The organism is Burkholderia cepacia (assembly GCF_001039005.1).
Lineage (GTDB): Bacteria > Pseudomonadota > Gammaproteobacteria > Burkholderiales > Burkholderiaceae > Burkholderia > Burkholderia theae.
Genome location: NZ_LDWR01000042.1, coordinates 139,908 through 163,966 on the forward strand (window position 1 = coordinate 139,908; position 24,059 = coordinate 163,966).

Here is a 24,059-nt window from a genome sequence, read left to right on the forward strand (position 1 = left end):
TCGACCGGTTTCGCAATCCAGGACATCCGCGTCGAGGGTCTGACGCGCATCGAGCCCGGCACCGTGTTTTCCTATCTGCCGTTCAAGATCGGCGACACCTTCACCGACGACAAGGCATCGGCCGCGATCCGCGCGCTTTACGCGACCGGGTTCTTCAACGACGTGCGGATCGCGACCGAAGGCAACGTCGTGATCGCGAACGTCGCCGAACGCTCGGTGATCGGCACGATCGATTTCGCGGGACTCCACGAGTTCGACAAGGACGCGATCGAGAAGGCGATGAAATCGGTCGGCCTGGTGTCCGGCCACGCGTACGACCCGTCGCTCGTCAGCAAGGCCGAGCAGGAACTCAAGCGGCAGTACCTGACGCGCGGCTACTACGCGGCCGAGGTGACGACCACCGTCAGCCCGATCGACCGCAACCGCGTGGGCCTGCTGTTCTCCGTCATCGAAGGGCCGAGCGCGAAGATCCGGCAGGTCGCCTTCCTCGGCAACCACGTATTCAGCGACGCGACGCTGCGCGACGAAATGCAGCTGTCGACGCCGAACTGGTTCTCCTGGTACACGAAGGACGACCTGTATTCGAAGGACAAGCTCGCGACCGACCTCGACGCCGTCCGCGCGTACTACCTCGATCGCGGTTATCTGGAGTTCAACATCGAGTCGACCCAGGTGTCGCTGTCCCCGGACCGCAAGGACATGGACCTGACCATCACGCTGCACGAAGGCCAGCCATACACGATCTCCGGCATCCGGCTGGCCGGCGACCTGCTCGGGCGCGAGGCCGAACTGAACCGGATCATCGAGATTCGCGCGGGAGAGCGCTTTTCCGCGGCGAAGCTCAAGGACACGACGCAGGCGCTGATCGACAAGCTCGGCGAGTATGGTTACGCGTTCGCCGCCATCAATACGGTCCCGCAGATCGACCAGCAGCATCACAAGGTCGACCTGACGCTGCAGGTCACGCCCGGACGCCGCGTCTACGTGCGGCACGTCGACATTTCCGGCAACACGCGCACGCGCGACGAGGTGATCCGCCGCGAAATGCGCCAGATGGAAGATGCGTGGTTCGATTCGTCGCGGCTCAAGCTGTCGAAGGACCGCATCAACCGCCTCGGCTATTTCACCGACGTCGACGTCACGACCGTGCCGGTCGAGGGCACCGCCGACCAGGTCGACGTGCACGTGAAAGTCACCGAGAAGCCGACCGGCACGATCTCGCTCGGCCTCGGTTACGGTTCCGGCGAAGGCCCGATCATCTCGGCCGGCGTGTCGCAGGACAACGTGTTCGGCAGCGGCCAGACGATCGCCGTCAATGCGAACACCGCGACGACGATGCGCACGCTGACGGTGTCGCAGACCGATCCGTACTTCACGATCGACGGCGTCAAGCGCATCACCGACGTGTACTACAAGACGACCCAGCCGCTCTACTACTCGAGCACGAACGACACCAGCTTCCGGATCATCTCGTACGGTCTGGACACGAAGTTCGGGATCCCGTTCTCCGAAAGCGACATGGTGTATTTCGGGCTCGGGCTCGAACAGGATCGCCTCGACATCGATTCGACCACCCCGCAGAGCTATATCGACTACGTGAACACGTTCGGCCGCGTGTCGAACGTCGCGCCGTTTACGGTCGGCTGGTCGCGCGACATGCGCGACAGCGCGCTGATCCCGGGGCGCGGTTACTTCCTGCAGGCGAACGCGGAATACGGCACGCCGATCGGCACCGTGTCGTACTACAAGACCGACGTGCAGGCGCAGTACTACCACTCGTTCGCGCGCGGCCTGGTGCTCGGAATGAACTTCCAGGCCGGCTACGGTAACGGCCTCGGCGGGCAACCCTACCCGATCTTCAAGAACTACTTCGCGGGCGGCATCGGTTCGGTGCGCGGCTACGAGCCCGGTTCGCTCGGCCCACGCGATGCGACGACCGGCGACCCGATCGGCGGGTCGAAGATGGTGGTCGGCAACGTCGAGATGACCGTGCCGCTGCCCGGCAGCGGCTACGACCGCACGCTGCGCGTATTCACGTTCGTCGACGGCGGCAACGTATGGGGCACCGAAGGCAACAGCGTCGGCGCGAACGGCTTGCGGTACAGCTACGGCATCGGGCTCGAATGGATCTCGCCGATCGGCCCGCTGAAGATCGACTACGCGCTGCCGATCGTCCACCACACCGGCGACCAGTATCAGAAGTTCCAGTTCCAGATTGGCACGTCGTTCTGATCCCGCCACCGGCCCGCGCAACGCAGCGCGCGGCGGCCTCGTCGCCCGTCTCCGCGCGTCGGCGATCGCACTGCTCGTCGAGGCCGCGCTGTCGATCGCGATCTGCGCGCCGCGCGACGCCGACGCGCAATTGCAGAACGGCGCGGCGGACCCATACCGGATCGGCGATACGTGGGGGCTGCGCATCGCGTCGCAGCTCGTCGAGCATCCGCTCGCGGCCGGCCAGGTCGCGACGACGTTCGGCATCGGCGCGACGGCCACCGGCACCGTCGACCAGGACCTGTCGCTGCACGGCAACGCCGAACTGCGCCGCGGCCCGTCGGTCGTGAAGGCCGATGCGATCCACTACGACGCCGACACCGACATGACCGACGCATACGGCCATGTGCGGGTCGTCCACGACGGCAACGCATTCGCCGGCCCCGATGCGCACCTGCAGCTCGACAGCGTCGAAGGCACGATGACGTCGCCGCACTACCGCTTCAACCTCACGAGCGGCTCGGGCTCCGGCACGCGCGTCGACCTGCTCGACGACGCGCGCGAGGTCGTCTACGACGGCACGTACACGACCTGTCACTGCACGAAAAATCCGGCGTGGTATCTCAGCGCCTCGCGGCTCGATCTCGACAACGACGCCGGCGAAGGCGTCGCGCACGACGGCGTGCTGTTTTTCGCGGGCGTCCCGGTGTTCGCGTCGCCGTGGATGTCGTTCCCGCTGAACGGCGAGCGCCACAGCGGCATCCTGCCGCCCACGTTCGCGGTCAGCTCGACCAACGGCGACGACATCGCGGTGCCGATCTATTTCAACCTCGCGCCCAACTACGACCTGACGGTCACGCCCCGGCTGATGACCAAGCGCGGCGCGATGCTGACGACCGACTACCGCTACCTGAGCCCGACCTATTCCGGCTCGCTGTCCGTCAGCGTGCTGCCGGATGACGCAACGACGCACACCAACCGCTACTCGATCGCGTTCCAGCATCGCGAGAACCTCGGCAACGGCTTCGCCGCGTATGCGAACTACAACCGCGTGTCCGACGCATCGGTGCCGTCGGACTTCTCGAGCGCGAACTCGCTCGTCGTCGGTTCGCAGACGCTGTTCCAGCAGGAAGCGGGCGTCACCTACAACCACGGGCCGTGGTCGGTGCTCGCGCGCGTGCAGAACTGGCAGTCGTTCACCACCACGCCGCCGTACAACCGCGAACCGGAGCTCGATGCGAAATACACGCGCTACAACGTCGGCGGCTTCGATTTCAGCGCCGACGTGAACGCGACGCGCTTCACGATCCCGACCGCCGATTCGACCGAAGGCAACCGGCTGACGTTCGACACCTCGGTCAGCTACCCGGTCGTGACGCCCGGCTGGTACGTGACGCCGACGCTCCAGTGGCATGCGGCGTCATACGACCTCACGTCGATCGGCAGCGACGCGCCGGCCGGGCAACCGAAGAATTTCACCGTCAACGTGCCGACTGCGAGCCTCGACATGGGCGCTACGTTCGAGCGCGCGGTCCGGCTGTTCGGCATCGACATGATCCAGACGCTCGAACCGAGGCTGTACTACGTCTATACGCCGTACCGCAACCAGACCTTCGCGCCGGCGTTCGACACCGCGCCGCTCGACTTCGGTCTCGCCGAGATCTTCACGAGCAACCGCTTCGTCGGCGGCGACCGCGTCAGCGACATGAACCGCTTGACGGCCGGCGTCACCACGCGATTCGTCGATGCCGGCAGCGGCACCGAGCTCGCGCGCTTCATGCTCGCGCAGGAGTATTACTTTCGCGCGTCGCAGGTCACGATGCCGGGCGACACACCGCCGACGGTCGGCCCGACCGACGTGATCGCCGGCGCCGCGTTCCATCTCGGCACCGGCCTCGAGCTGCAGCAGGCCGTCGAATACAACCAGTCGAGCAGCGAACTGACCCAGGCCACGGCCGGCATCGACTGGAAGCCGACCGCCGGCAAGGTGATCAATCTCGCGTACCTGTACGCCCGTGCGAACGCGACCCTCGACGACGAGCCCGAGAACCAGGTGCTGCTGTCCGCGCAATGGCCGCTGACGCACGCGTTGTCGGGCGTCGGCTCGGTCGACTACGATCTGGACGCGCACCGGCTGGTCAGCGGGCTACTCGGGTTCCAGTATGCGGCCGACTGCTGGGCCGTCAGCATCGCGCTCCAGAAGTACACCAACTACAACGGCACCACGTCGCCGACCACCGGAACCCGCGTGCTGATGCAGTTGCAGCTCAACGCGTTGAGCCGCATCGACAACGGGCTGCTGCAGCAATTCCGCGCGAACGTGCCCGGTTATTCGACACCGACGCTGCCGGCGCCGACCTCGCGGTTCACGGATTATCCGTAAGCTGTCTCGAAGGGCGACTCATTCCACTCGGCGAAGAAACCACGCGCGCACCGCACGCCTACGACGGCTCCGAATCGAGGAACACATAGAGTGCGGCGATCTTCCCGTCGCGCACGATGATCACGTCCTCGCCCGTATATTCGGGCGCTTCGCCGCGTGGCCCGGAACCCCACGCGATGCGGCCGGCGTTATGGAGTGCCTGCGGCTTGCCATGCGGGGTGTAGACGAAATGCGGATGCGTCGCACGCAAATCGCCGGCAAACTTGTCGAGCGCGTCGTGCCCGACGAACGTGCCGGGTGGCACGTAGAGCACACAGTCGTCGGTATAAAGCGCTTCGATCGCGGCGCGTCGGCGCGCCGCATCGCCCTCGCCGAACACTTCCTGCAGATTGCGGTCGAGCAGTTCATGGATACGGTCGCTCATTTTCGTTCTCCTGATCAAGTGACGTAAATATTCAACGCATGCCCTCGCGTTACCGCGCGAGTGCCAGGGTTCTGTCGACGGCGGTGACGACCGCCGGACGCGCGGCGATTTCGTCGTACCAGCGTGCGACGGCCGGAAAGCGGTCGAGCGACGCGCCGATCGCCTGATGGCGCCACACCCAGCCGAAGTGCGCGATGTCCGCGATGCTGTAAGCATCACCGGCCACGTATCGGCTGCGTTCGAGCACATGCTCGAGCACGCCCAGCGTCCGATCCACTTCCGCCAGCGCGCGCGCTTTCGCGTCCGGTTCCGGCGACGCGTGAATCGCCACCCGGAAGGCCTGCAGAAAAGCCGGGCTCAGCCCCGACGCGTGGAAAAACAGCTGTTCGAACACCTTGCCGCGTTGCGGACCGTCGCTGGGCAGCAGTTGCCCGGTCTTCTCCGCCAGATACACCAGGATCGCGGCCGACTCGCTCAGCACGATGTCGCCATCGTCATGAGCCGAGCGGTCGACCAGTACCGGCACCTTTGCGTCGGGATTCATCGCCCTGAACGCGTCGGTCTTGTGCTCGCCCCGGCGCAGGTCGACGGGCACGAGCCGATAGTCGACACCCATCTCTTCCAGCGCGATGGGTACCTTGACGCTGTTGGGCGTCGCGAATGCGAAAACTTCCAGCGTGGCCGAATCGGGCTCGCCGGCGGCGACGGCATTCTTTCTTTCGAGTTGGGGTTCCATGATTCATCTCTGTGTTGCGGTGAGACAAATGTATGGCGCCGTGCTATTTTCCGAAATAGAAACGATTGCAAACCATCATTGCAAATATGTCGATGTCGAAACTGCCGGATTTTGAAGGTTTCGCGATGTTCGCGAAGGTCGCCGAAGAAGGCTCGTTCGCCGCTGCCGCGACGGCGATGGGTGTGTCGGTCGCGACGGTTTCGCGCGCCGTGACGCGCCTCGAGGGGCGGCTCGGCGGGCGCCTGTTCAACCGCACGTCGCGACGGCTCGCGCTCACGGATTACGGCCATACGCTGATCGAGCGGGCGGCGAAGCTCTACGCCGATGCGGAAGACACCGAGGATTTCGCACGCGAAACGTCGAGCCGGCCGCGCGGCCTCGTGAAGCTGGCCGCGCCGCTGTCGTTCGGCGCGCGCTGGGTTGCACCGCTGCTGCCCGAATTCTTCGAGATCTATCCGGACATCTCCGTCGATCTGCACCTCACCGATACGCATTCCGACCTGATCGGCGAAGGTTTCGACGCCGCACTGCGTATCGCGATCCTCGAAGACTCGTCGCTCGTCGCGCGGCTCATTGCGCCGGTTCGCCGGTTCGTCGTCGCATCGCCGGCCTATCTGTCGCGCCACGGCCGCCCGCGGCATCCGCAGGAGCTCGGCGCCCATCCGTGCCTGACGTACGCGAACCGAAACCAGCGCGACGTGTGGCGCTTCACGCGCCACGACGGCGAAACGTGCGCGGTCACGCCCGGCGGGATGTTGCGCGGCACCAGCGTGGAAGCATTGCTGCCGACGGTGCTCGCGGGGCTGGCGATCACCGAGTTGCCCGAGTTCGCCGCGACGCCGTATTTCGCGGACCGGCAGCTTGAACCGCTCCTGACCGACTGGCGCCTGCCCGAAGGCGGCCTGTACTTCGTCACGCCGTCTGCGCGCGCACGACCGGCCAAGGTCAGCGCGCTCGCCGATTTCTTTATCGCGAGGCTGGCGACGGCCGAGTGGCGTGCGCCGCCGCTCGACGAACGCGCGTAGCGCCGCCGCACCGTGTTCGCGTTCATGCGTCCGCAGGTCGATCGAACGGAACCGCAAACGCAAAAACGGCGCCGGACAACCTGAGTCGTCCGGCGCCGCGACGGGCGAAGCGCGCGATCAGAACACCGCGTGCCCGCTGATGACGCTCGGCAGCCAGGTCGAGAAGAACGGCAGGTAGGTCACGATATTGATCGCACTGAAGATCGCGAGGTAATACGGCCACGCCATCTTCGTAGTCTCGCCGATCGACACGTTGCCGATCGCGCATCCGACGAACTGCACCGACCCGATCGGCGGATGCACGAGGCCGAGCGAGCAATTCAGCAGCAGCATGATCCCGAACTGCACCGGCCCGACGCCGCACGCCATCGCGATCGGCAGGAACAGCGGCGTCGTGATCAGGATGTGCGCGGCCATGTCGACGAACGTGCCGAGGAACACCTGGATGATGTTGATGTACAGCAGCATCAGCCACGGCGCGGCGGTCGACTGCTTCAGCAGCCCTTCGATCGCATCCGGAATCTCCAGGTACGACATCTGGAAGCGCAGCATGTTGGACACCGCGATCAGCAGCAGCACGACGCCCGTCGTGCGCGCCGCATGCGACAGCGCGCGGCGCAGCTTCGCGACCGTCAGCGTCCGGTAGACGATCGCGGTCAGCACAAGCGAGTACACGACGGCGATCGCGGCCGCTTCCGTCGCGGTCGCAATCCCCTTCGCGACGCACACGAGGATGATCGCGATCACCATCAGCCCGGGCACCGCGCCGACGAAGCTGCGCAGCACCGCATACCAGCCGGGAAACGCGGGCAGCGCGGACGAGCCGTCTTCGCGGCGCGGATAACCGTGACGCACGGCCTGCCAGTACGCGGCGGCAAGCACGAAGCCCATCACCCACAACACCGGCAGCAACCCCGAGAACAGCAGGTCGCCGATCGACACACCGCTCACCGGCTGGCCGTGCAGCATCCCCGTGATCCCCTGCGCGGCGAACGCGTAGATGATCATGTTGGTCGACGTCGGCATCAGCGCGCCGGCGAGCGATGCGTGCGTCGTCACGTTGACCGCGTACGCGGCGCTGTAGCCTTCGCGCTTCATCAGCGGGATCACTACACCGCCCATCGCCGACGTATCGGCGGTCGGCGAGCCCGACACGCCGCCGAACAGCGTACAGGCGACGACGTTCGCCATCCCGAGGCCGCCGCGGAAATGGCCGACCGTCGCCTGCGCGAAGCGCAGGATCCGGTCGGCGATGCCGCCGTGCAGCATCAGCTCGCCAGAGAAGATGAAGAACGGCACCGCGAGGAACGAGAATGCGTTCATCCCCGAGACCATCGCCTGCATCGCGGTCGCGATCGGCAGGCCTTCGACCATATAGGTCAGCACGCAGGCTATCCCGAGCGCGAACGACACGGGCACGCCGAGCACGAGAAAAATCAGAAAACTGACGGACAGGATCGCGAGTTCCATGGCGTTATTGTCTCGACGAGGGACGACGAAGCGCGAGCAGGTGCTCGAGCGAGAAGAGGATGATCGCGATCGCCGCGGGCATCGCGATCAGGTAGCGCACGCCTTCGGGCAGCCCGATGATCGGAATGCGGTCGCCCATCGTCTCGGCGGCCATGCTGCCGCAGCCGACCATGATCATGATCGCGAACGCGATCAGGCTCAGGTGCTGGATCGCGACGACCACGGTGCTCGCCTTCGGCGGCAGCCGGCGCACGAGCGAATCGAGGCCGATATGGCCGCCGTCGCGCACCTTCATCGCCGCGCCGAACATCGCGATCACGATCACGAGCAGCAGCGCGATCGGCTCCACGAAATCCGGCGCGTTCTCGAACACGTAACGCATCACGACCGCGTAGAACACCAGCACCGTGAGCACCGCGAGACAGAGCGATGCGATCACGGCCAGCACGCGGAACAGCACGTCGTTCACGCAACGCAGAAACGGCGCGGCGTGCGGCCGCGCCGGCGCTGCGCCGTCCGGGGCGGCGGCCGACGAACCCGCGGCCGCCGCGCTGTTCAGGGAAGTGCGACGCGTCACTTGGTCGCCTCGATCTCGTCGACGATCTGCTTCATCTGCGGCGTCTTCTCGTACTTCGTCCACAACGGCTGCATCGCCTTCACGAACGCCGCGCGATCGATCTGCGCGGCCGGCAGAATTTTCGCGCCGCCCTTCGTCACCGCCTGCTGCGCGGACGCCTCGCGCGCCGTCCACAGCTTCTGGTAGTACGGCACCGAATCGGCCGCCGCCTTCTTGATCGCCGCCTGCTCCTGCGGCGACAGCGTGTCCCAGATCTTCTTCGAGAACACCAGCACTTCAGGCGTCATCGCGTGCTGCGTCTCCGAGTAGTCGGGCGCCACTTCGTAGTGCTTCGTTTCCTCGTACGACGGCATGTTGTTTTCCGCCGCGTCGACGAGGCCCGTCTTCAGGCCCGTGTACACCTCGGCGAACGGCATCGGCGTCGGCGTGCCGCCCATCGCCCTGATCTCGTCGACCATCAGGTCCGACGGTTGCACGCGCACCTTCAGCCCCTTCATGTCGGCCGGCGAGCGCACCGGGCGCTTCGCGTAGATCGAGCGCGCGCCGCTCTCGTAGAACGTCAGCGCGATCATCCCCTTCGCCGTGAACGCATCGAGGATCTTCTGGCCGGCCGGGCCATACATCGCCTTGCGGAAATGGTCGACGTCGCGGAACAGGAACGGGAACGACGGGATCAGCGATTCCGGCACGATCTCGTTGAACGACGCGCCGTTCACGCGCGCCATGTCGATCGCGCCGATCCGGACCTGGTCGACCGTGTCCTTCTCGGAGCCGAGCGCGCTGTTGCCGAACACCTTGATCGAATCCTTGCCGCCCGTCTGCTTCGACAGCTCGTCGCCCATGAACTTCACCGCCATGTTGGTCGGGAAGTTGTCGCCGTGCACGTCCGCCGAGCGGAACACGCGCGCCTGGGCGGACATCGCGAAGCCGGCCATCAGCGCGACGGCCAGGGCGGTACGGGAGCCGGTGAATCGGTGCTTCATGGTGAGTCTCCTTGATGGTCGATCGTTGTTGTGTGGCGATCCGCCGGCATGCGCAGGCTTCCGCGCCGTGCTCGCTGACCGCAGAGTCATACGTCGTATGACGTGTTGACGCGAATGTACGTCGGTTAATCGTTTAACTCACTTGGTGCATACCCCTATAACCGCTTCCATCACGGGCTTTCGGTGTATTTCGAGGAATCGTTTTCTCTGTTTTGGCGATTTTCAGCGAAACGTTTTCCGGAAATGGGTGTGCATTCGAATCGGGCAACCGGCACGGCTGTTTCGTCACGCCAACAGGCAATCTTCCGCTTCGCTTGATGGTGTTATAGGATGACTGACCACAAAACGGACATGCCGCCGCGATGCCACGAGCACGCGCCGGCCACGCATCGCGCGCGGCGCGATCGCGCCCGTGGCGCCCTCCCCGACGATCCGGGCCGGAGGTCCGCGCCCACTTGCTCCACGCCTTGCCGGCAGCACGGTCAAGCCGCGCCCGCCGCGATGACTCGCCCTGCGCGACCGATCCGATACCAACCCGGCATCGCCCACAACCGATGCTTCATCAGGAGATATTCGTCATGACATCCCCCATTTCCCGGCCGAACGGGCGCCCGCGCGTGCTCGGCCTGCTCGCGGCGTTGCTCGCGACAGCGGCCGCGCTGAGCGCATGCGGCGGCGACGACCCGAGCCCCAGCGGCGGCGGCGTGGCGTCCACCGCACCGCCCGCCACCAGCGTGTTCCAGGTCGGCACGACGACCGTCGACGCGAACCTGCCGGCCGAACCCGCGCTGCCTGCCGATACGCAGGTCTGCAGCACGCTCGAAGCCGGCAATACGCTCGTGAGCCGCCCCGACGGCTCGCTGCCGCCGGAGGCCGACCCGTCGACGGCGGGCGTCGGCAAGGCCGTGTCGCCCGCCACGGCCAACCCCGACCAGGCGCGCATCCAGGCCGCGCTCGACGCGTGCGGCGCGGCGGTGGACGCCGAGGTCGGCGCGACGATCGCGGCCGCGGACGCCGCGGCCACCGCCGCGCAGAAGGCGGCCGCCGCACCGAACGTCAATATCGCCGGCGCGTCCGGCGAGGAACTCGTGAAACCCAAATACCGCGCGAGCAAGTTCGCGGTGCGTCTCGTCGTCAATCACGCGGGGGCCGGCAACGGCTTCGTCAGCGGGCCGCTGACGCTGCCCTCCGGCGTGACGCTGTGGATCGACAAGGGCGTCACGCTGTACGCGTCGCGCGACGTGAAGGCGTATTCGCCGAACGTCGCCGGGCCGTATTGCGGCAACACGGCGGTCAGCGCGACGAAGGCCGGCAGTTCGTCGAACTGCGCCGCGCTGATCACCGGCACCAACCTCGTCAACGCGGCGGTGGTCGGCGACGGCCGGATCGACGGGCGCGGCTACGCGGAGCTGGTGACGTCCGATGCGAAATATCCGCTGATGAAGGTCGACCTGACCTGCTCGAACACCTACGCGGCATACAAGGGCGGCACCGTGGCGCCGGACGGCACCGCGTGCGACGACGGCGGCACCGTCGTCGATTCGAAATCGCCGGTGCGCAACATGACGTGGTGGGATCTCGCGTATCTCGGCAACATGGTGCAGAACGGCACGACGGGCGTCGCGTCGCAATCGAATTTCCGGCTGATGGTGTTCAACTACGCGAAGAACCTCACGCTGTACCGCATCACGCTGAACAACAGCCCGAATTTCCACGTGGTGCCGAGCGGCGTCGACGGGCTGACGATCTGGAACGTGAAGGTGCAGACGCCGACGCTCGCCGCGTTCGCGAACCCGGCCGGCAACGGCAACCCGCTGTACAACGGGCAGACGTTCAACGCGGACAACGTGAAGAACACCGACGCGTTCGACCCGGGCTCCGCATCGAAGCCCACGTCGGCAGCGCTGTCGACGGGCAGCACGACGACCTCCCCCGGTGCGATCTCGTTCGACGGCTACTTGAAGAACTTCGTGTTCGCGTACAACTACGTGAGCACCGGCGACGACGACATGGCGCTCAAGGGCAGCAACAACCCGGCGCCCGCCGGTTCGGCGCTGTTCGGCATCGACGGCAATCGCGACGTGCGTGCCGATCGCAAATGGGGCGTCGTGATCGCGCACAACCACATCTACTGGGGGCACGGCATCTCGATCGGCAGCGAGACCAACGGCGGCGTGACGAACGTTCAGGTCTACGACAATTCGTTCCAGGATTCCGAGGAAGGGCTGCGGATCAAGTCCGACTATGCGCGCGGCGGCGAAGTGAGCAACATCCGCTACTCGAACATCTGCATCCGCGATGCGAAGAACGCGCTGCTGTTCACGCCGTACTACAGCACGAAGGCCGTGCCGGCGAGCGGCCCGCTGTATCCGAACTTCCACGACATCTCGCTCGCGAACGTCGTGATCGAGGGTACGGCCGGCGTGAAGCTGCAGGGGTTCGAAGCGAACACCGGCGGCTACGGCGAGCCCGCGTTCCCGCTCGTGATGTCGCTGAGCGACGTGGTGGCCGACACGCCTGACGGCATCTCGACGATCGCGTCCGACGCGAACCTCACGCTGCACAACGTGAACCTGCCGGTGTTCCCGTCGACCGCGAACCGTGTCGTCGTCAACGGCACCGCGACCCATACGATCGATCCGGCCAGCGTGCTCGACTGCAGCAAGGCGTTCGTCGACTTCCCGGGCATCGACCAGTCGAACCCGTTCGGTTCGACGTGGGCGCCGTCGCTGTAACGATCAGACGACCGGCGCCTCGGGTTTCCCGCGTTCGCGCGGGAAACCCGTTGCGGATGCCCGGCGCTTGCCGCGCCGTCACGTCTGCATGACCAGCGACGTCAGTTGCGACGCACGCGCCACTTCCGTCTTCGCGTAGATCGACTTGATCTGCGTGCGGACCGTGCCGATCGACACGCCGCGCAGCTCCGCGCATTCCTGCGGCGACAGCCCGTCGCAGCACAGCAGCACGGCGAGATCGGCTTCCGCCGACGATAGCCCGTAGAACACGCGCAGCCGCTGCGCGCGGGCCGACGGCGACCGCAGGTCGGCGGCCGTCATCAACGCCGCGACGCCGGAGCGTTCGCGCGCGAGCCGCGACTGTCCGGGAATCGGCATCAACGCAAGCGGCAACGGTTCGCCCGTCGCACGCCGCAGCAGCAACCCGCCGCGCGCGAATGCGTGCCGCCACTGCGCATCGTCGACGCAGCCTTCCGGCGCGAAACGTCCGTTCAGGATCCGCATCGCCGGTTCCGCCGCGATCAGTTGATCGGCCGCGCGATTCGTATAGCGCAGCTCGCGTTGCTCGCCGAGCAGGAACACCGGCACCGGAATCGCATCGAGCGCCGATTCCGCGGCGGCCACGCGCGCCTCGAGTTCCCCGATACGCGCCTGGATCCGCAGCGCGCGGCTGATATGCGCCCCCATGATTTCGATGGTGCGGCGCTGATCGTCGGAAAGGCCTTGCGATTCGGGGCCGCTCTGTACGCTGAGGAATGCGCCGGTGCCCTGGCCGCGATGGATATACAGGCCCGAGATGCTGCCGAGCCCGTAAGGATGCAGGAATTCCTGATAGAACACGCTGTGCGCACGCTCTTGCCAAGACAAGTGCTTGACGTCCTCGAACCAGCGGCCGGCCGGCCAGTTGCCGGCGATCGGCACGACCGGGTCGTACCGGTAGAACTCGGTGTTGTAGGTGCGGAAACACGCGGCAACCCAGGACGGGTCGTCACCCGCCGCCTGTTCGATCGCCGGCACCCTCGCCGCTTCGTCGAACGACAGCAGCGTGACCATGCGCACGCCGACCGACGATCGCAGCCCGTCCAACACCGCGTCCCACCGTTGATCGCCCAGTGCCGCGGCGTAGAGGTCATCGACCCACGTCGATGGAATCAAACCGTTCATTTGCATCTGGCCACCCCGCGCCGTGCGTTTTTGTCGAACGTCTTTGGCGAATCTTACTCAATCGGCGGCATCGTTCAAATTACCTGTCTGTGTTTGATCGAAATACCACGTTTGTTACCGTTTCTCGTCAGACGTAATGGCCACATTCGGTCGGCGCGTATCGCGTGGGCGGCTTTTCATCCGGATCAGGGTATGCCATGATGCAGCGCATGACGATTCGAAACGCCACCCCCTCGCTGCACCATCACCACGGACGCCCGCTGTTGCGCCGTGGTTCGTTTCGCATCTAGAGATTGAATCGGGTCTTTCCCGATCAAGACAACGACCAAGGCGCCTCCGGCGCCTTTTTTGTTTTTTGCCGCCTTAAAAACCCGCTGCGCGGATCGATCGATAACGTACGGAGTGTTTTCAATGCAACAACCCTGGAAAGAAGTCGCCTTGTCGGATTTGCCGCTCCGGGAGGACCTCAAGTTGCAGCACGCGTACGGGGCGCCGCAGCTCGATGTGCCGGTATGCCTGAACGTCAACGAGAATCCGTATCCGCCGTCGCCGGCGCTCGTCGAGCGCATCGCGGCCGCGGTGGCCGACGCGGCGCGCGCGGCGAACCGTTATCCCGACCGCGACTTTGCCGAGCTGCGTGCGCATCTGGCTGCTTATCTGACGCACGACACCGGCGTGACGCTCGACGCGTCGCGCGTCTGGGCGGCCAACGGCTCGAATGAAGTGATCCAGCAGATTCTCCAGGCATTCGGCGGCCCGGGGCGATCGGCGCTGGCCTTTACGCCCGCATATCCCATGTATGACGAATACTGCCGGACGACCTTCACGCGCCTGCATACGCTGCCGCGCACCGACGATTTCGCGCTGGACCTGAATCAGGCGATCGACAGCATCCGCGCGCACCAGCCGAACGTGATCCTGCTGACGTCGCCGAACAACCCGACCGGGACCGCGCTTCCGGTCGACACGATCCGGGCGATACTCGACGTCGCGCCGGGCGTGGTCGTCGTCGACGAAGCGTATGCGGAGTTCCGGCGCCACGGGGTCCGCAGCGCGGCGACGCTGCTGCCGAACCATCCGCGGCTCGTCGTCACCCGCACGTTGAGCAAGGCGTTCAAATTCGCCGGTGGCCGCGTCGGCTATTGCGCGTGCGCGCCTGCGATCGTCGAAGCGCTGAAGCTGGTTCGCCTGCCGTACCACCTGTCCGCTTTTACCCAGGCAGCCGCCTGGGCGGCGCTGGTTGCCCGTGATGAAATGCTGTCGCAAGTGGAGGCGATCAAGGCCGAGCGCGATTCGATCGTCGGCTGGCTGCGTGACCAGGGGCTCGCGGTAGCCGATTCCGATGCCAATTTCGTGATGTTCGGCAAGTTTGCGGATCGCCACCGGATATGGAGCGGACTCCTGCGCCACGGGGTCCTGATTCGCGAGTCGGGCCCGCCGGAATACCTGCGCGTGTCCGTCGGTACCGCCGCGGAGATGGTCGCGTTTCGTGCGGCCCTGCTTGCCGTGATGGCGCTCGAGTGAGCAACGGGCAAGACGGTCGACGACGCGATGGACGGCGCGCGTTTCAGCGCAATGTCCGACGATGCACTTACTTCATCGCCGCAAACCGCGATTCCATCTCGTCGATCTTCGCGAGCACGGCTTCGCTGAGCTTTCTGACGTGTTGCGGCACATCGGGCGCCGACAGCAGTTCCTCGATTCGTCCTCGCCAGTAACTCGGGTGCCTCACGCGCCCCGCGCCCGACATCGACACGTCGTCGGCGAGCGTCTCGCTTGCCAGGAGAGCCACCATTCTCTGGATGTGAGAGAGCTCTCGTTCCACATAGTCTCGTGCCAGCATATTGATTGAAATTCCCCGAAATGCGACGTCAGGCCTTCCGTCATCAACGCGCCATCGTGCCGCGATGCAAACGACCCACCACACACGCTGCGCGTCATCGTACGCAAACGCTGTGTCAGTAAACTGCGCGGGGCGTTTGCAGAATTCGACGCGGAATGGCAAGCCTGTCCGCTTGTTCTCGTGACATCCGGTCCCCGATGCCCTGTTGTCCATCGTAGACGTACCGCACGGCGATCGCATCTCCAAAAGTGGGGATGCCGGCCGATATTGGCGCAGCGGCGGTTTCCGGAAATTACGGGGGAGCTGGGTCAATGACTTGAACGACCTGCCGCCGGTGCACGGCCGTCGGGCAAATCGGCAACACGGATGTTCCGCACGCACGGGCGTTGTGCACGATCACGTAGCGCGCCGTGCGTGACGGCGCGTTGCTATCGCCGGTAGGATGGCGGCGCGAGTTCGAGCGGATGAGGGTTCAGGCGCACCCACGCGACGGCCAAGCGACACAGTTGGGCCGGGTCGCCCGACTGGCGCTTCACGTCCTGCACGACCGCTTCCAAGTCTGACAAATCGCCCGCCGGCAGCGACGTGCCGGTGCGCACGAATGCCGCGACCGCATCGGCCATCGTGCGGAAGTCCGCGTCCCAGTTGCAGCCTCCGTTGTGGTCGAGTTCATGCGCGATGCGGCGCGAGATCCGGATGATTTCGCCCTGCACCGTCGCTGCATGCCCGGTTCCCGGCACCAGTTGCTTCCACAGTGCCTGATGCTGCTCCTGCCACGAGCCGGCCCCGACGACGATCGGCGCCCGGCCGTCGTGCAGTTGACGGCGCGGCACCGGCGGTACATCGAACAGCGCATAGAGCCGCTCCAGCGCGGCGCTGGCCGCGTCGACGGATTCCGGGTTGAAGCGCTCGCGCATGAATTCGAAACGCTCGCCGATCTCCGTGACGCTGCTTCGCATGCGCGGCGTCTTCGCCGCCCCGGCGTCGAGCAGCACGTCGGCGAGCGCCACCATGTGTTCCAGATCCGCATTGCCGCAGGTGCGCAGCGCACGCTCGAGCGGCGTCTGCCCGTCGCGGTTCAACGCGTCGACGCGCGCGCCGTGCTCGAGCAGCACGCGGGCGGACAACGCATTGCGCGAGTCGGCCGCGGCGTGCAGCGCGGTGCCGATCGACGCGCCGTCATCGTGAACATCCGCGCCGAGTTCGAGCAGCACGTCGAAGCGGCTGCGGCGGCTGCGGGCGCGCGCGTGCAGCGCCGTGTTGCCGTACGCGTCGGCCGCGCCGATATCCGCGCCCTGCGCAACGAGCCAGCGCGCGAGATCATCGGGGCAACGGTCGAACGACAGCGCGGCTCGCTTGCTCGGCCCGCCTCGCGCATTCACGTCGCAGGTGTCGAACACTGCCTGCAGCTTCGCGACATCGCCCTCGTCGAGCAATGTTTCAAAGTCCTTCGGCAGCAGTTTCTTTTTTGCTTTCGGCATTGCAAGCCTCCTGCCATTGCAGAAATGCGCATCATGCGCCGGTTGTCCGACTGTTTTGCGAAGCGGCCCGCGCACGCGATCCGGCTCGCGGAAAATCAGCTGCCGGCATTGCCACGCTGCAATCCGAAAATGAAATCCGCTTCCACCGACGCGCCCTTGGGCAATTGCAGCACGCCGACGGACGAACGCGTATGAACGCCTGCATCGCCGAGCACCGCATACAGCACATCGGATGCGCCGTCGGCAACTTCGCTTTGCATCGTGAAGTCGGGCGCGCTCCGCACGTAAACGGTCATGCGGGGAACAGACGCTATCGCATCGAGCGTGCCACAGTGCTTTCGAACCAGCGACAGCGCACGCAGCGCCGATATGCCGGCAGCACGGCGACCGTCGTCCAGCGAAACGGATTCACCCACGACGCCGACGAACCGCACGACTTCCCCCACGCGTGGAATCTGCCCGGCAATGTAGGCCGTGCTCCCGTCGACCAGAACAGGCGTGTACTTTCCGCCGATCCTGATTTCCTGGTCCGGATCGAATCCGAATTCGGCGGCGACCTGTGTCAGCTTATCGTCCCTGTTCATCAGTGAATTCCCCGATATGTCCGAAAAAAGTAAAAGAATAATTGAGTCTTCCGAGCTTGTCCCGAAAGAGAAAGCCGGCCGCGAACGGCCAAAGAGACGCGATCGGATTGCGTCGCGTGCGCAGGGAATCATGTGTGCATTCGCCAAAGCGATGCACTTTTCAGGTGTTCGAAACAGTCTTGCACGCCATATCGATGGCGAATTGCGTTGTGGAAGAGAATTTCCTCATCATTTCCGCTTTAAACCGCTATCATGTGTGTACACAACCCCAACGAGCGATATATGGCGACTTACAAGGAACTGAAAGCCCAAATGGAAGCTTTGGCCGAGAAAGCCGAAGCCGCGCGCGCCGCGGAATTCCAGTCGATCGTCGACGACATCCGCGCCAAGGTCGCGGAATTCGGCATTACCGAAAAGGACATTTTCGGTGTACGTCGAGGCCGGTCGGCCAAGCAAGCGGCGGCACCCGTGCAGGCGAAGTATCGCGATCCGAAGTCCGGGGCAACCTGGTCGGGCCGCGGTCGCGCGCCCGCATGGATCAAAGATGCGAAGAATCGCAATCGATTCCTGATTCAGGAATAAGATTCTCGACGCGTACCGGCGCGCAATTCAGCGCGTTGTCCGGCGATTTGGGCATCGATACCGGCGGTATTCAAAGACCGCGCCGGGTCGATGTCGTTTTGCCGAATCCGGCACATGGCCGACCGTTACGCGTCGAGTCGCATCCCGGCCAATCGTGATTCAGCGTTCGTAATAAACGGCAAGCCACACGGTTTGCTCGTCTTCGTGCGTCCACGCGACGCGATGGCGGTTATGCGGCTCGATCAGCACGTAGTCGCCCGGGCGCATGTCATGCCGTATCGAACCCTCTTCGAACTCGAGCACGGCCGCGCCCGACAGCAGCACGACCCATTCCGCGCGCGAGTCGTCATACCAGAACCCGTCAGGGCTCGCGTGTCCCATCGACACGATCCGTTCGACATTCAGACGCTGCCCCGTGACGAGGATATCGATCCGCTCGTCGCCGCCGCGCTGCCCTTCCACATTGAACAGATTACCGATTTGAAGCTGCATGGCTCGACCTCATCGCTGACCTTCGTGTAAAGGGTGGCGGTTTAAAGATGCCCGGGAAATATTCACTTTAGTCTAACGGCTGCCATTGAAGGAAACGCGATCGGCCGTCAAAGCATCCGCGCCCATTCATTGCCGGGGTGGAGAACATCCAGACAGTCTTTCAGCCACGTGCGTTCGATAACCGGCAGTTTCGGTAATGCACTGTCGAAATCCCGCTGATCTTTGGGACGCCGATCGCGGGCCTTGAACAGCAGTACCGCGGATGGATTCAGAAACGGGATGCCGTCAGCGGTTCTCATCACCATTTCGGCACGCGGCCGCTTGAACGATGGATCTCGTTTGTAGACCCACCATTCGGGTGTACCCGGCTCGATCATCATATCGATCCGCCAACGTTCGGCAGCGCGATCGTATCCCCAGAATTGCATGATGCCGGATGGCGCGCGCTGATTTGCCGGCAGTTTCTCGACAACGCCCGCATGGGCTGTATAGAACTCCAGATCACCGAACGCCCGCCGGAATCTGTCGAAGTCTTCTCGTAAAATGGTGAATTCCAGATCGTCGTGTTCGCGTGTTTGCGCGCCATGCCAAAGATCGAGCGCCCAGCCACCGACGACGCACCATGGCAAATGAATTTCGCTCAACCGTTGCGTGAGTACGTCCGGTTGCCATGCATTCCATGCCTCTTGGTCGGGAGTAGTCATTCGAGTGCTGATCCTGCCGGAATGATCTGCATTGAACAATGCGTGCCGAAATGAATCTGCAGACGGCTGCAAGCATTGCACGCGGGCCACTTGTTGTTCTTGATCGCTCTTTTCATGCTGGCCGAGCTCATGGACGTGAACATGCCTGCGTCGCTTCGCGTCGAATCGCGCTGTGTTCAGGAATTCGGGCGGAGACGGCCATCCGCCCGCCGCGGCCGAGCGCCGCGTCGACCGCGTGCCCGACGAGATTCACATCACGCGCACACCGCAATTGCCGATCAGCATGACCGCTTGATCGACGGAGAGGATCGCCCCTTTGAAATGAAGCAATACATCGGATAAACGCAGGCCGGTCAAGTCTGTAGAGCGCAGGTCCGCGCCGTCGAACCGTGTGTTGTGCAGGCGCGCATTGCCGAGGCTGCCGCCCTCGAATACGGCATCGCGAAAATCACAATCGGACAGGTCGGCCTCGGAGAAATTCAATGCTTCGAGGGTCTGCTTCCGGAACGACAACCCGCTGAGATTGGCGCCCACGAGCAGCGAATCGTGGAAGCTGAGCCCCAGCGCACGGATGTCCGTGAAACGGGCTCCCGTCAGCCTGACCTCCGTAAAGACGGTCGATGCAAGCTTGGCGCCGGTCCAGTCGGTATTGTTCAAATCGCTCCGGCAGAATCGGGCATCACTCGCATTGGCATACCGGAAATTTGCCGTGGCGCCCTTGCAACTCAGCCAGCGGCTGCCCGTCAGATCGCTGTGCTCAAAGCGGGTGCGCTCGAAGTTGCACTGCGCGAATCGTGCCGCTCGGAAGTCAAGGTCGGAAAGGTCCTGGCCGTCGAAGTCGCAGCGCTCGAAGGTCGGCCCGTCGCCGGATTGCTGAAGAACGCGAGCCAGTTCGTCGCGGCTGAAGTTCGTGTCGCTGAACACCGCCCCGTTGCCGGTCGACGGATCTTTTACGTGTGTGCGCATCGGTGCAATTCCCCATGGATGGGAGGCGCGCAGCGTCATGACCACAGTGCGCCCCCCTTGACTCGTGAAAGCAAGGTTGACGCCGCGGCATGGTTAGAACCCCTCGCGGGGCGCAGGAGATACCAACCTGCCACTCTATTTTCGGCGACACGAATTCTACCGCTCTCGCGCTCGGCTTCGCAATGTCGACGAACGTTGTCGTCCGGGCCGGGGCAGACGGCCCGACAGAGCCAGTCGAAATCGGCCGTCGCGAAACACTTGCTCCGCCCTTTGCCGGATCTTCGAACCATCCCTTCCACATTCATCAAACCATCGTCTTCAACCATGCAAGCAGATCCGACTGCGCACTTCCCGCCGCGACGGGCGCCGGCGTCAGCAAGCAGTAGTGCGAGCCGTCCTCCACGAAACCCATCGGCGCGACCAGCACACCGCTTTCGAGATCGTCGCGCACGAGATGCCACGGGCCGATGGCGACACCGAGCCCCGCGACGGCCGCCTGCAGACTGAAGTAGAAATGGTCGAACGTCTGCCGCCGGCCGCTCCCCTTCGGCTGGTGCGCCGCCACCGCCCATTCCTTCCACGCGTCCGACCGTGTCCGCGTATGCAATTGCGGCGCGTCCGGCTTCAACGAGCGAACGCCGCGACGAGCGGAAAACCACGCATCGACTTTGTCCGGCCGGCAAACCGGCCCCACCCGCTCGGCGAACAGAGGTTCGGCGTGGTAACCGGCCGGCCACGCAAAATCGTTGCGGCGGATGGCCATGTCGATGCCGCTGTCGAACGAGAACGGACCGCCCGCCGCGGCGAGATGGATGTCGACTCCCGCATATCGGGCCTGGAAGTCCGGCCAGCGCGGAATCAGCCAACGCATCAGAAGCGTCGGTTCGCACGACAGGACCCAACGCCGCGCCCGGGCGGCCTCGGTGCGCAATGCGTGCGCGGCGTGACGCATCAGGCCCAAGCCGTCATGGACAGCCTGGGCCAGCTTGCGGCCCGCATCGGTCAGGAACACACGACGGCTGCGCCGCTGGAACAGCGCCACGCCCAGGTCGTCTTCGAGCAGACGCACCGCACGGCTGACCGCGCCATGGGTCAGGCACAGTTCGTCGGCGGCACGGCTGAAATTCTCGTGACGCGCCGCCGCCTCGAAACAACGCAACGCCATCAGCGACGGCAGGGTTGTGCGGATCGACTGTGAGTCAATCTCACCATTCTGGTCAGAAATCATCGCTTTTCCAGATGGAATATGGTCCATAAGATTGTGCCATGACGACATCAATCGAAAGGACAACGCGATGACGGAACTGATAGTTGTAGTCACCATTACACTGCTGGCTGTCATCAGCCCGGGCCCGGACTTCGCGATGGTCACGCGCAACAGCCTGATGCTGTCGCGCCGATCGGGCGTGCTCACCGCGCTCGGTATCGGGCTGGGCGTGACGGTCCATGTGAGCTACACGCTGCTGGGTGTGGGCCTGCTGATCCGCCAATCCCTGTGGCTCTTCAATGCCGTCAAGCTGATCGGCGCGATCTACCTGATCTACCTGGGCGCGAAGATGCTCATGACCAAGCCCGGTGACGGGCAAGCCGACGTGCATGCGGCGCCGCTATCGGATCTGGCCGCGCTGCGCACCGGCTTCTTCACCAACGCGCTGAATCCCAAAACCACCGTGTTCATCGTCAGCCTGTTCATGCAGGCCGTGCGGCCCGACACACCGTTGATCGTGCAGCTCGGCTACGGCGCCTTCATCGCGCTCGCGCATGCCGGCTGGTTCAGCCTGGTGGCCCTGTGCTTCTCCGCCACGGCCGTTCGTGATCGCCTGCTGTCGCTGCGCCACTGGATCGACCGCACCTTCGGCGGCTTGCTCGTGGGCTTCGGCATCGCGCTCGCCATCGCGCGCGGCGGGCGCTGACGCACGTATCCGGACCGCGCTTCGAAACGATCATCGGGCGCGATCCGCTGCCGCGCCACATGCAATGCGAAGCGCGGCAACGTCAGAATGTGTGCGCGATCGCGCGGGCTTCGTCGATCGCCCGACTGCGATCGACCTGTCCGTCGGGACCGAACAACGTCCGCTCGACGACAATGCCGGTGACGTCTTTCACGCCCACGAACTTCAGCCAAGTTTCCATGTACGGGCGCTGCAGATCGAACTCGCCGGCCGGCGTAAACGAACCCGGCGCCTGATAACTAAGCCCGCGCGCATAGACGACCGCCGCCTTTTTCCCGGCCAGCTTGCCGGCGAACCCCGAACCGTCGAACGTGAACAGCACATCCTTCTGCGAGATCACATCGATCAGGTGCTTGAGTTTGTACGGAATGCTGAAATTCCACAGCGGCACGCCGAACAGGAACTTGTCCGCTGCGTGAAAGGGCGCCGCGAGCTGTTCGATCCGCTGCCAAGCCGCCGCCTGCGCCGGCGTCAACGCCGTTCCGCTCAGCCCGGCGTATTTCGCGGCCAGCGCCGCTTCGTCGAATTCGGGCATCGCCAGATCCCAGATGTCGAGCTTCTGTATCTCGTGACCCGGATGGGCGTGCCGGTACGCATCGAGAAAGGCATTGCACACGTCGATCGACGCCGAATAGTCCTTGTTGGGTGAGCCTTCGATATACAGCACGCGCGTCATGGAGCCGGTCCTTGCCAAGAGTGGCGGCGACGCGCGACATGCGCGATCGCCCACTGCGATTCGCAGCGTATCGAGTCGGCCTATAATTTTGAAACGATATTAATTGATTGAATTAACCCGGATTGGTGATCAATGAATCCTCCCCTTGACACGGCGCTGCTTCATACGTTCGTAGCGGTTGCCGACGTACGCAGCTTTACCGGCGCCGGTCACCGGCTGAATCTCAGCCAATCCGCGGTCAGCGCCCAGATCGTTCGCCTCGAGGAGCAGCTCGGCCGGGCGCTGCTCGTGCGCAATACGCGCAGCGTCACGCTCACCGAGCACGGCCACACGCTGCTCGGCTACGCGCGCGCGATGCTCAATCTGAGCGAGGAAGTGAAGGCGAAGCTGGGAACCGGCGACGCAGTCGAGATCAAGCTGCGTATCGGCGCATCGGAAGACTTCGCGGGAGGCTGGCTTCCCGACGTGATGCGGCGCTATGGCGCCGCGCGGCGCGGCTTGCGGCTGGATCTGACGGTCGATATCGGCGACAGCCTGTTTCAACGGCACGCAAACGGCGAATTCGATCTCGTGATCGGCAGCCGCTGCTCGCACTCGGGCCAGGGCGCGACGTTGTGGCAGGAACCGCTCGTCTGGGCCTTTGCACGCCACGAGCCGCTTCCCGAAGGCGATGTCCCGCTCGCATGCTTTCCCGATCCGTGTCCGTACCGGGCGGCCGCCATCAAGGCGCTCGCGCTGGCCGGCATGCGCTACCGGATCGCCTGCGAAAGCCCGAGCGTCACCGGCATCCTCACGTTCGCGCGAGCCGGCATCGCACTCGCCCCGGTGCCGCGCAGTGCGATCGACGACACGCTCCGTGAATTGGGTGGGCCCGAAGGGTTGCCGGACCTGCCGGAAACGGAATTCGTGCTGATGCATGACGCCCGGATGCCGGCAGCCGCGGAATTCGCCGCGACGATCTTCGACGAAACCGCTGTTCGCACCGGAGCCGGCAAACGCAGCAGGCCGTAACGAGCGGCCCGCGCGGAAATACAAACGGGGCATTCGCCTGTGGCCGCGATGCCCCGGCGC

At 64.7% G+C, this 24,059-nt stretch carries 21 protein-coding genes and 1 pseudogene; 8 read left to right on the forward strand and 14 right to left on the reverse strand.

From position 1 onward, the window contains the following. Nucleotides 1–9 precede the first annotated feature (9 nt). Nucleotides 10–2,232, forward strand: a pseudogene (gene bamA / locus VL15_RS24275) (outer membrane protein assembly factor BamA); the annotation flags it as partial. After that, the gene (locus VL15_RS24280) at nucleotides 2,216–4,594 is read left to right on the forward strand and encodes an LPS-assembly protein LptD (RefSeq protein ID WP_230684508.1); all 2,379 of its coding nucleotides are present in this window, start codon (nucleotides 2,216–2,218) and stop codon (nucleotides 4,592–4,594) included. The pseudogene bamA and the gene VL15_RS24280, both read left to right, overlap by 17 nt. A 58-nt stretch (nucleotides 4,595–4,652) precedes the next feature. Here the strand turns inward: VL15_RS24280 and VL15_RS24285 are convergent, their stop codons facing one another. Together VL15_RS24285 and VL15_RS24290 are read right to left on the reverse strand one after the other, a co-directional pair. Next, entirely contained in the window at nucleotides 4,653–5,018 is a 366-nt protein-coding gene (locus VL15_RS24285) for a nuclear transport factor 2 family protein (RefSeq protein WP_048249029.1), read from the reverse strand. Nucleotides 5,019–5,067: 49 nt separating this feature from the next. Then, the gene (locus tag VL15_RS24290) at nucleotides 5,068–5,754 is read right to left on the reverse strand and encodes a glutathione S-transferase family protein (protein ID WP_048249030.1); all 687 of its coding nucleotides are present in this window, start codon (nucleotides 5,752–5,754) and stop codon (nucleotides 5,068–5,070) included. A 92-nt stretch (nucleotides 5,755–5,846) separates the two neighbouring features. Here VL15_RS24290 and VL15_RS24295 point away from each other — a divergent pair, with 92 nt between their 5' ends. Further along, on the forward strand, nucleotides 5,847–6,779 hold the full coding sequence (locus tag VL15_RS24295; protein WP_048249083.1) for a LysR family transcriptional regulator: 933 nt from the start codon (nucleotides 5,847–5,849) through the stop codon (nucleotides 6,777–6,779). 117 nt (nucleotides 6,780–6,896) lie between these two features. On the opposite strand, the gene VL15_RS24300 is transcribed toward VL15_RS24295, so the two are convergent. Genes VL15_RS24300 through VL15_RS24310 form a run of 3 tightly spaced genes read right to left on the reverse strand, consistent with a single transcriptional unit; the run spans nucleotide 6,897 to nucleotide 9,809 of the window. Then, nucleotides 6,897–8,249 (reverse strand): TRAP transporter large permease, encoded by a 1,353-nt coding sequence (locus VL15_RS24300; protein WP_048249031.1) that lies wholly within the window; start codon nucleotides 8,247–8,249, stop codon nucleotides 6,897–6,899. Nucleotides 8,250–8,253: 4 nt separating this feature from the next. Further along, nucleotides 8,254–8,826, reverse strand: coding sequence for a TRAP transporter small permease (locus VL15_RS24305; RefSeq protein WP_048249032.1), 573 nt, complete (start codon nucleotides 8,824–8,826; stop codon nucleotides 8,254–8,256). Then, nucleotides 8,823–9,809 (reverse strand): TRAP transporter substrate-binding protein, encoded by a 987-nt coding sequence (locus VL15_RS24310; RefSeq protein WP_048249033.1) that lies wholly within the window; start codon nucleotides 9,807–9,809, stop codon nucleotides 8,823–8,825. Before VL15_RS24310 ends, VL15_RS24305 begins: the two co-directional genes overlap by 4 nt. 578 nt (nucleotides 9,810–10,387) lie before the next feature. Here VL15_RS24310 and VL15_RS24315 point away from each other — a divergent pair. Further along, nucleotides 10,388–12,544, forward strand: a complete 2,157-nt coding sequence (locus VL15_RS24315; RefSeq protein ID WP_048249034.1) for a glycoside hydrolase family 28 protein — start codon at nucleotides 10,388–10,390, stop codon at nucleotides 12,542–12,544. Nucleotides 12,545–12,622: 78 nt separating this feature from the next. Here VL15_RS24315 and VL15_RS24320 read toward each other — a convergent pair whose 3' ends face one another. Next, entirely contained in the window at nucleotides 12,623–13,708 is a 1,086-nt protein-coding gene (locus VL15_RS24320; RefSeq protein WP_230684509.1) for a helix-turn-helix transcriptional regulator, read from the reverse strand. Between the two features lie 411 nt (nucleotides 13,709–14,119). On the opposite strand from VL15_RS24320, the gene VL15_RS24325 reads away from it, so the two are divergent. Then, nucleotides 14,120–15,232 carry a histidinol-phosphate transaminase gene (locus VL15_RS24325; RefSeq protein WP_048249036.1) on the forward strand — a complete coding sequence of 371 codons (1,113 nt, stop codon included), beginning with the start codon at nucleotides 14,120–14,122 and terminating at the stop codon, nucleotides 15,230–15,232. Between the two features lie 67 nt (nucleotides 15,233–15,299). Here the strand turns inward: VL15_RS24325 and VL15_RS24330 are convergent, their stop codons facing one another. The 3 genes from VL15_RS24330 to VL15_RS24340 all read right to left on the reverse strand — a co-directional run bounded on the left by VL15_RS24330 (nucleotide 15,300) and on the right by VL15_RS24340 (nucleotide 17,616). Then, on the reverse strand, nucleotides 15,300–15,551 hold the full coding sequence (locus VL15_RS24330; protein ID WP_048249084.1) for a hypothetical protein: 252 nt from the start codon (nucleotides 15,549–15,551) through the stop codon (nucleotides 15,300–15,302). A gap of 428 nt (nucleotides 15,552–15,979) precedes the next feature. Continuing rightward, nucleotides 15,980–17,032 carry an ankyrin repeat domain-containing protein gene (locus VL15_RS24335; RefSeq protein ID WP_048249037.1) on the reverse strand — a complete coding sequence of 351 codons (1,053 nt, stop codon included), beginning with the start codon at nucleotides 17,030–17,032 and terminating at the stop codon, nucleotides 15,980–15,982. A gap of 95 nt (nucleotides 17,033–17,127) precedes the next feature. Continuing rightward, nucleotides 17,128–17,616, reverse strand: coding sequence for a RidA family protein (locus VL15_RS24340; protein WP_048249038.1), 489 nt, complete (start codon nucleotides 17,614–17,616; stop codon nucleotides 17,128–17,130). 282 nt (nucleotides 17,617–17,898) lie between these two features. Between VL15_RS24340 and VL15_RS24345 the strand changes: the two genes are divergently transcribed. Further along, on the forward strand, nucleotides 17,899–18,198 hold the full coding sequence (locus VL15_RS24345) for an H-NS family nucleoid-associated regulatory protein (RefSeq protein ID WP_048249039.1): 300 nt from the start codon (nucleotides 17,899–17,901) through the stop codon (nucleotides 18,196–18,198). A 159-nt stretch (nucleotides 18,199–18,357) separates the two neighbouring features. Here VL15_RS24345 and VL15_RS24350 read toward each other — a convergent pair whose 3' ends face one another. The 4 genes from VL15_RS24350 to VL15_RS24365 all read right to left on the reverse strand — a co-directional run bounded on the left by VL15_RS24350 (nucleotide 18,358) and on the right by VL15_RS24365 (nucleotide 21,588). Beyond that, nucleotides 18,358–18,690, reverse strand: a complete 333-nt coding sequence (locus VL15_RS24350) for a cupin domain-containing protein (protein WP_048249040.1) — start codon at nucleotides 18,688–18,690, stop codon at nucleotides 18,358–18,360. Nucleotides 18,691–18,797: 107 nt separating this feature from the next. After that, entirely contained in the window at nucleotides 18,798–19,394 is a 597-nt protein-coding gene (locus VL15_RS24355) for a nucleotidyltransferase domain-containing protein (protein WP_048249041.1), read from the reverse strand. A gap of 249 nt (nucleotides 19,395–19,643) precedes the next feature. Further along, on the reverse strand, nucleotides 19,644–20,399 hold the full coding sequence (locus tag VL15_RS24360; RefSeq protein ID WP_230684511.1) for a pentapeptide repeat-containing protein: 756 nt from the start codon (nucleotides 20,397–20,399) through the stop codon (nucleotides 19,644–19,646). A gap of 265 nt (nucleotides 20,400–20,664) precedes the next feature. Continuing rightward, nucleotides 20,665–21,588, reverse strand: a complete 924-nt coding sequence (locus VL15_RS24365; RefSeq protein ID WP_048249043.1) for a LysR family transcriptional regulator — start codon at nucleotides 21,586–21,588, stop codon at nucleotides 20,665–20,667. 67 nt (nucleotides 21,589–21,655) lie between these two features. Here VL15_RS24365 and VL15_RS24370 point away from each other — a divergent pair, with 67 nt between their 5' ends. Then, nucleotides 21,656–22,273, forward strand: a complete 618-nt coding sequence (locus tag VL15_RS24370; RefSeq protein ID WP_048249085.1) for a LysE family translocator — start codon at nucleotides 21,656–21,658, stop codon at nucleotides 22,271–22,273. An 82-nt stretch (nucleotides 22,274–22,355) separates the two neighbouring features. On the opposite strand, the gene VL15_RS24375 is transcribed toward VL15_RS24370, so the two are convergent. Then, complete coding sequence (locus tag VL15_RS24375; RefSeq protein WP_048249044.1) at nucleotides 22,356–22,988, reverse strand: FMN-dependent NADH-azoreductase; 633 nt, start codon at nucleotides 22,986–22,988, stop codon at nucleotides 22,356–22,358. A 132-nt stretch (nucleotides 22,989–23,120) separates the two neighbouring features. Between VL15_RS24375 and VL15_RS24380 the strand changes: the two genes are divergently transcribed. Continuing rightward, a complete protein-coding gene (locus VL15_RS24380) occupies nucleotides 23,121–23,999 on the forward strand; it encodes a LysR substrate-binding domain-containing protein (protein ID WP_048249045.1) in 879 nt (292 codons plus the stop codon). Nucleotides 24,000–24,059 lie beyond the last annotated feature (60 nt).

What these genes read in the sequence shown, in the direction of transcription:
- VL15_RS24335 (WP_048249037.1), bottom strand. Translation starts at nt 17,032, where the DNA reads ATGCCGAAAGCAAAAAAGAAACTGCTGCCGAAGGACTTTGAAACATTG.
- VL15_RS24315 (WP_048249034.1), top strand. Translation starts at nt 10,388, where the DNA reads ATGACATCCCCCATTTCCCGGCCGAACGGGCGCCCGCGCGTGCTCGGC.
- VL15_RS24300 (WP_048249031.1), bottom strand. Translation starts at nt 8,249, where the DNA reads ATGGAACTCGCGATCCTGTCCGTCAGTTTTCTGATTTTTCTCGTGCTC.
- VL15_RS24295 (WP_048249083.1), top strand. Translation starts at nt 5,847, where the DNA reads ATGTCGAAACTGCCGGATTTTGAAGGTTTCGCGATGTTCGCGAAGGTC.
- VL15_RS24285 (WP_048249029.1), bottom strand. Translation starts at nt 5,018, where the DNA reads ATGAGCGACCGTATCCATGAACTGCTCGACCGCAATCTGCAGGAAGTG.
- VL15_RS24290 (WP_048249030.1), bottom strand. Translation starts at nt 5,754, where the DNA reads ATGGAACCCCAACTCGAAAGAAAGAATGCCGTCGCCGCCGGCGAGCCC.
- VL15_RS24340 (WP_048249038.1), bottom strand. Translation starts at nt 17,616, where the DNA reads ATGAACAGGGACGATAAGCTGACACAGGTCGCCGCCGAATTCGGATTC.
- VL15_RS24375 (WP_048249044.1), bottom strand. Translation starts at nt 22,988, where the DNA reads ATGACGCGCGTGCTGTATATCGAAGGCTCACCCAACAAGGACTATTCG.
- VL15_RS24350 (WP_048249040.1), bottom strand. Translation starts at nt 18,690, where the DNA reads ATGCAGCTTCAAATCGGTAATCTGTTCAATGTGGAAGGGCAGCGCGGC.
- VL15_RS24310 (WP_048249033.1), bottom strand. Translation starts at nt 9,809, where the DNA reads ATGAAGCACCGATTCACCGGCTCCCGTACCGCCCTGGCCGTCGCGCTG.
- VL15_RS24370 (WP_048249085.1), top strand. Translation starts at nt 21,656, where the DNA reads ATGACGGAACTGATAGTTGTAGTCACCATTACACTGCTGGCTGTCATC.
- VL15_RS24365 (WP_048249043.1), bottom strand. Translation starts at nt 21,588, where the DNA reads ATGATTTCTGACCAGAATGGTGAGATTGACTCACAGTCGATCCGCACA.
- VL15_RS24345 (WP_048249039.1), top strand. Translation starts at nt 17,899, where the DNA reads ATGGCGACTTACAAGGAACTGAAAGCCCAAATGGAAGCTTTGGCCGAG.
- VL15_RS24360 (WP_230684511.1), bottom strand. Translation starts at nt 20,399, where the DNA reads ATGACGCTGCGCGCCTCCCATCCATGGGGAATTGCACCGATGCGCACA.
- VL15_RS24320 (WP_230684509.1), bottom strand. Translation starts at nt 13,708, where the DNA reads ATGAACGGTTTGATTCCATCGACGTGGGTCGATGACCTCTACGCCGCG.
- VL15_RS24330 (WP_048249084.1), bottom strand. Translation starts at nt 15,551, where the DNA reads ATGCTGGCACGAGACTATGTGGAACGAGAGCTCTCTCACATCCAGAGA.
- VL15_RS24355 (WP_048249041.1), bottom strand. Translation starts at nt 19,394, where the DNA reads ATGACTACTCCCGACCAAGAGGCATGGAATGCATGGCAACCGGACGTA.
- VL15_RS24325 (WP_048249036.1), top strand. Translation starts at nt 14,120, where the DNA reads ATGCAACAACCCTGGAAAGAAGTCGCCTTGTCGGATTTGCCGCTCCGG.
- VL15_RS24380 (WP_048249045.1), top strand. Translation starts at nt 23,121, where the DNA reads ATGAATCCTCCCCTTGACACGGCGCTGCTTCATACGTTCGTAGCGGTT.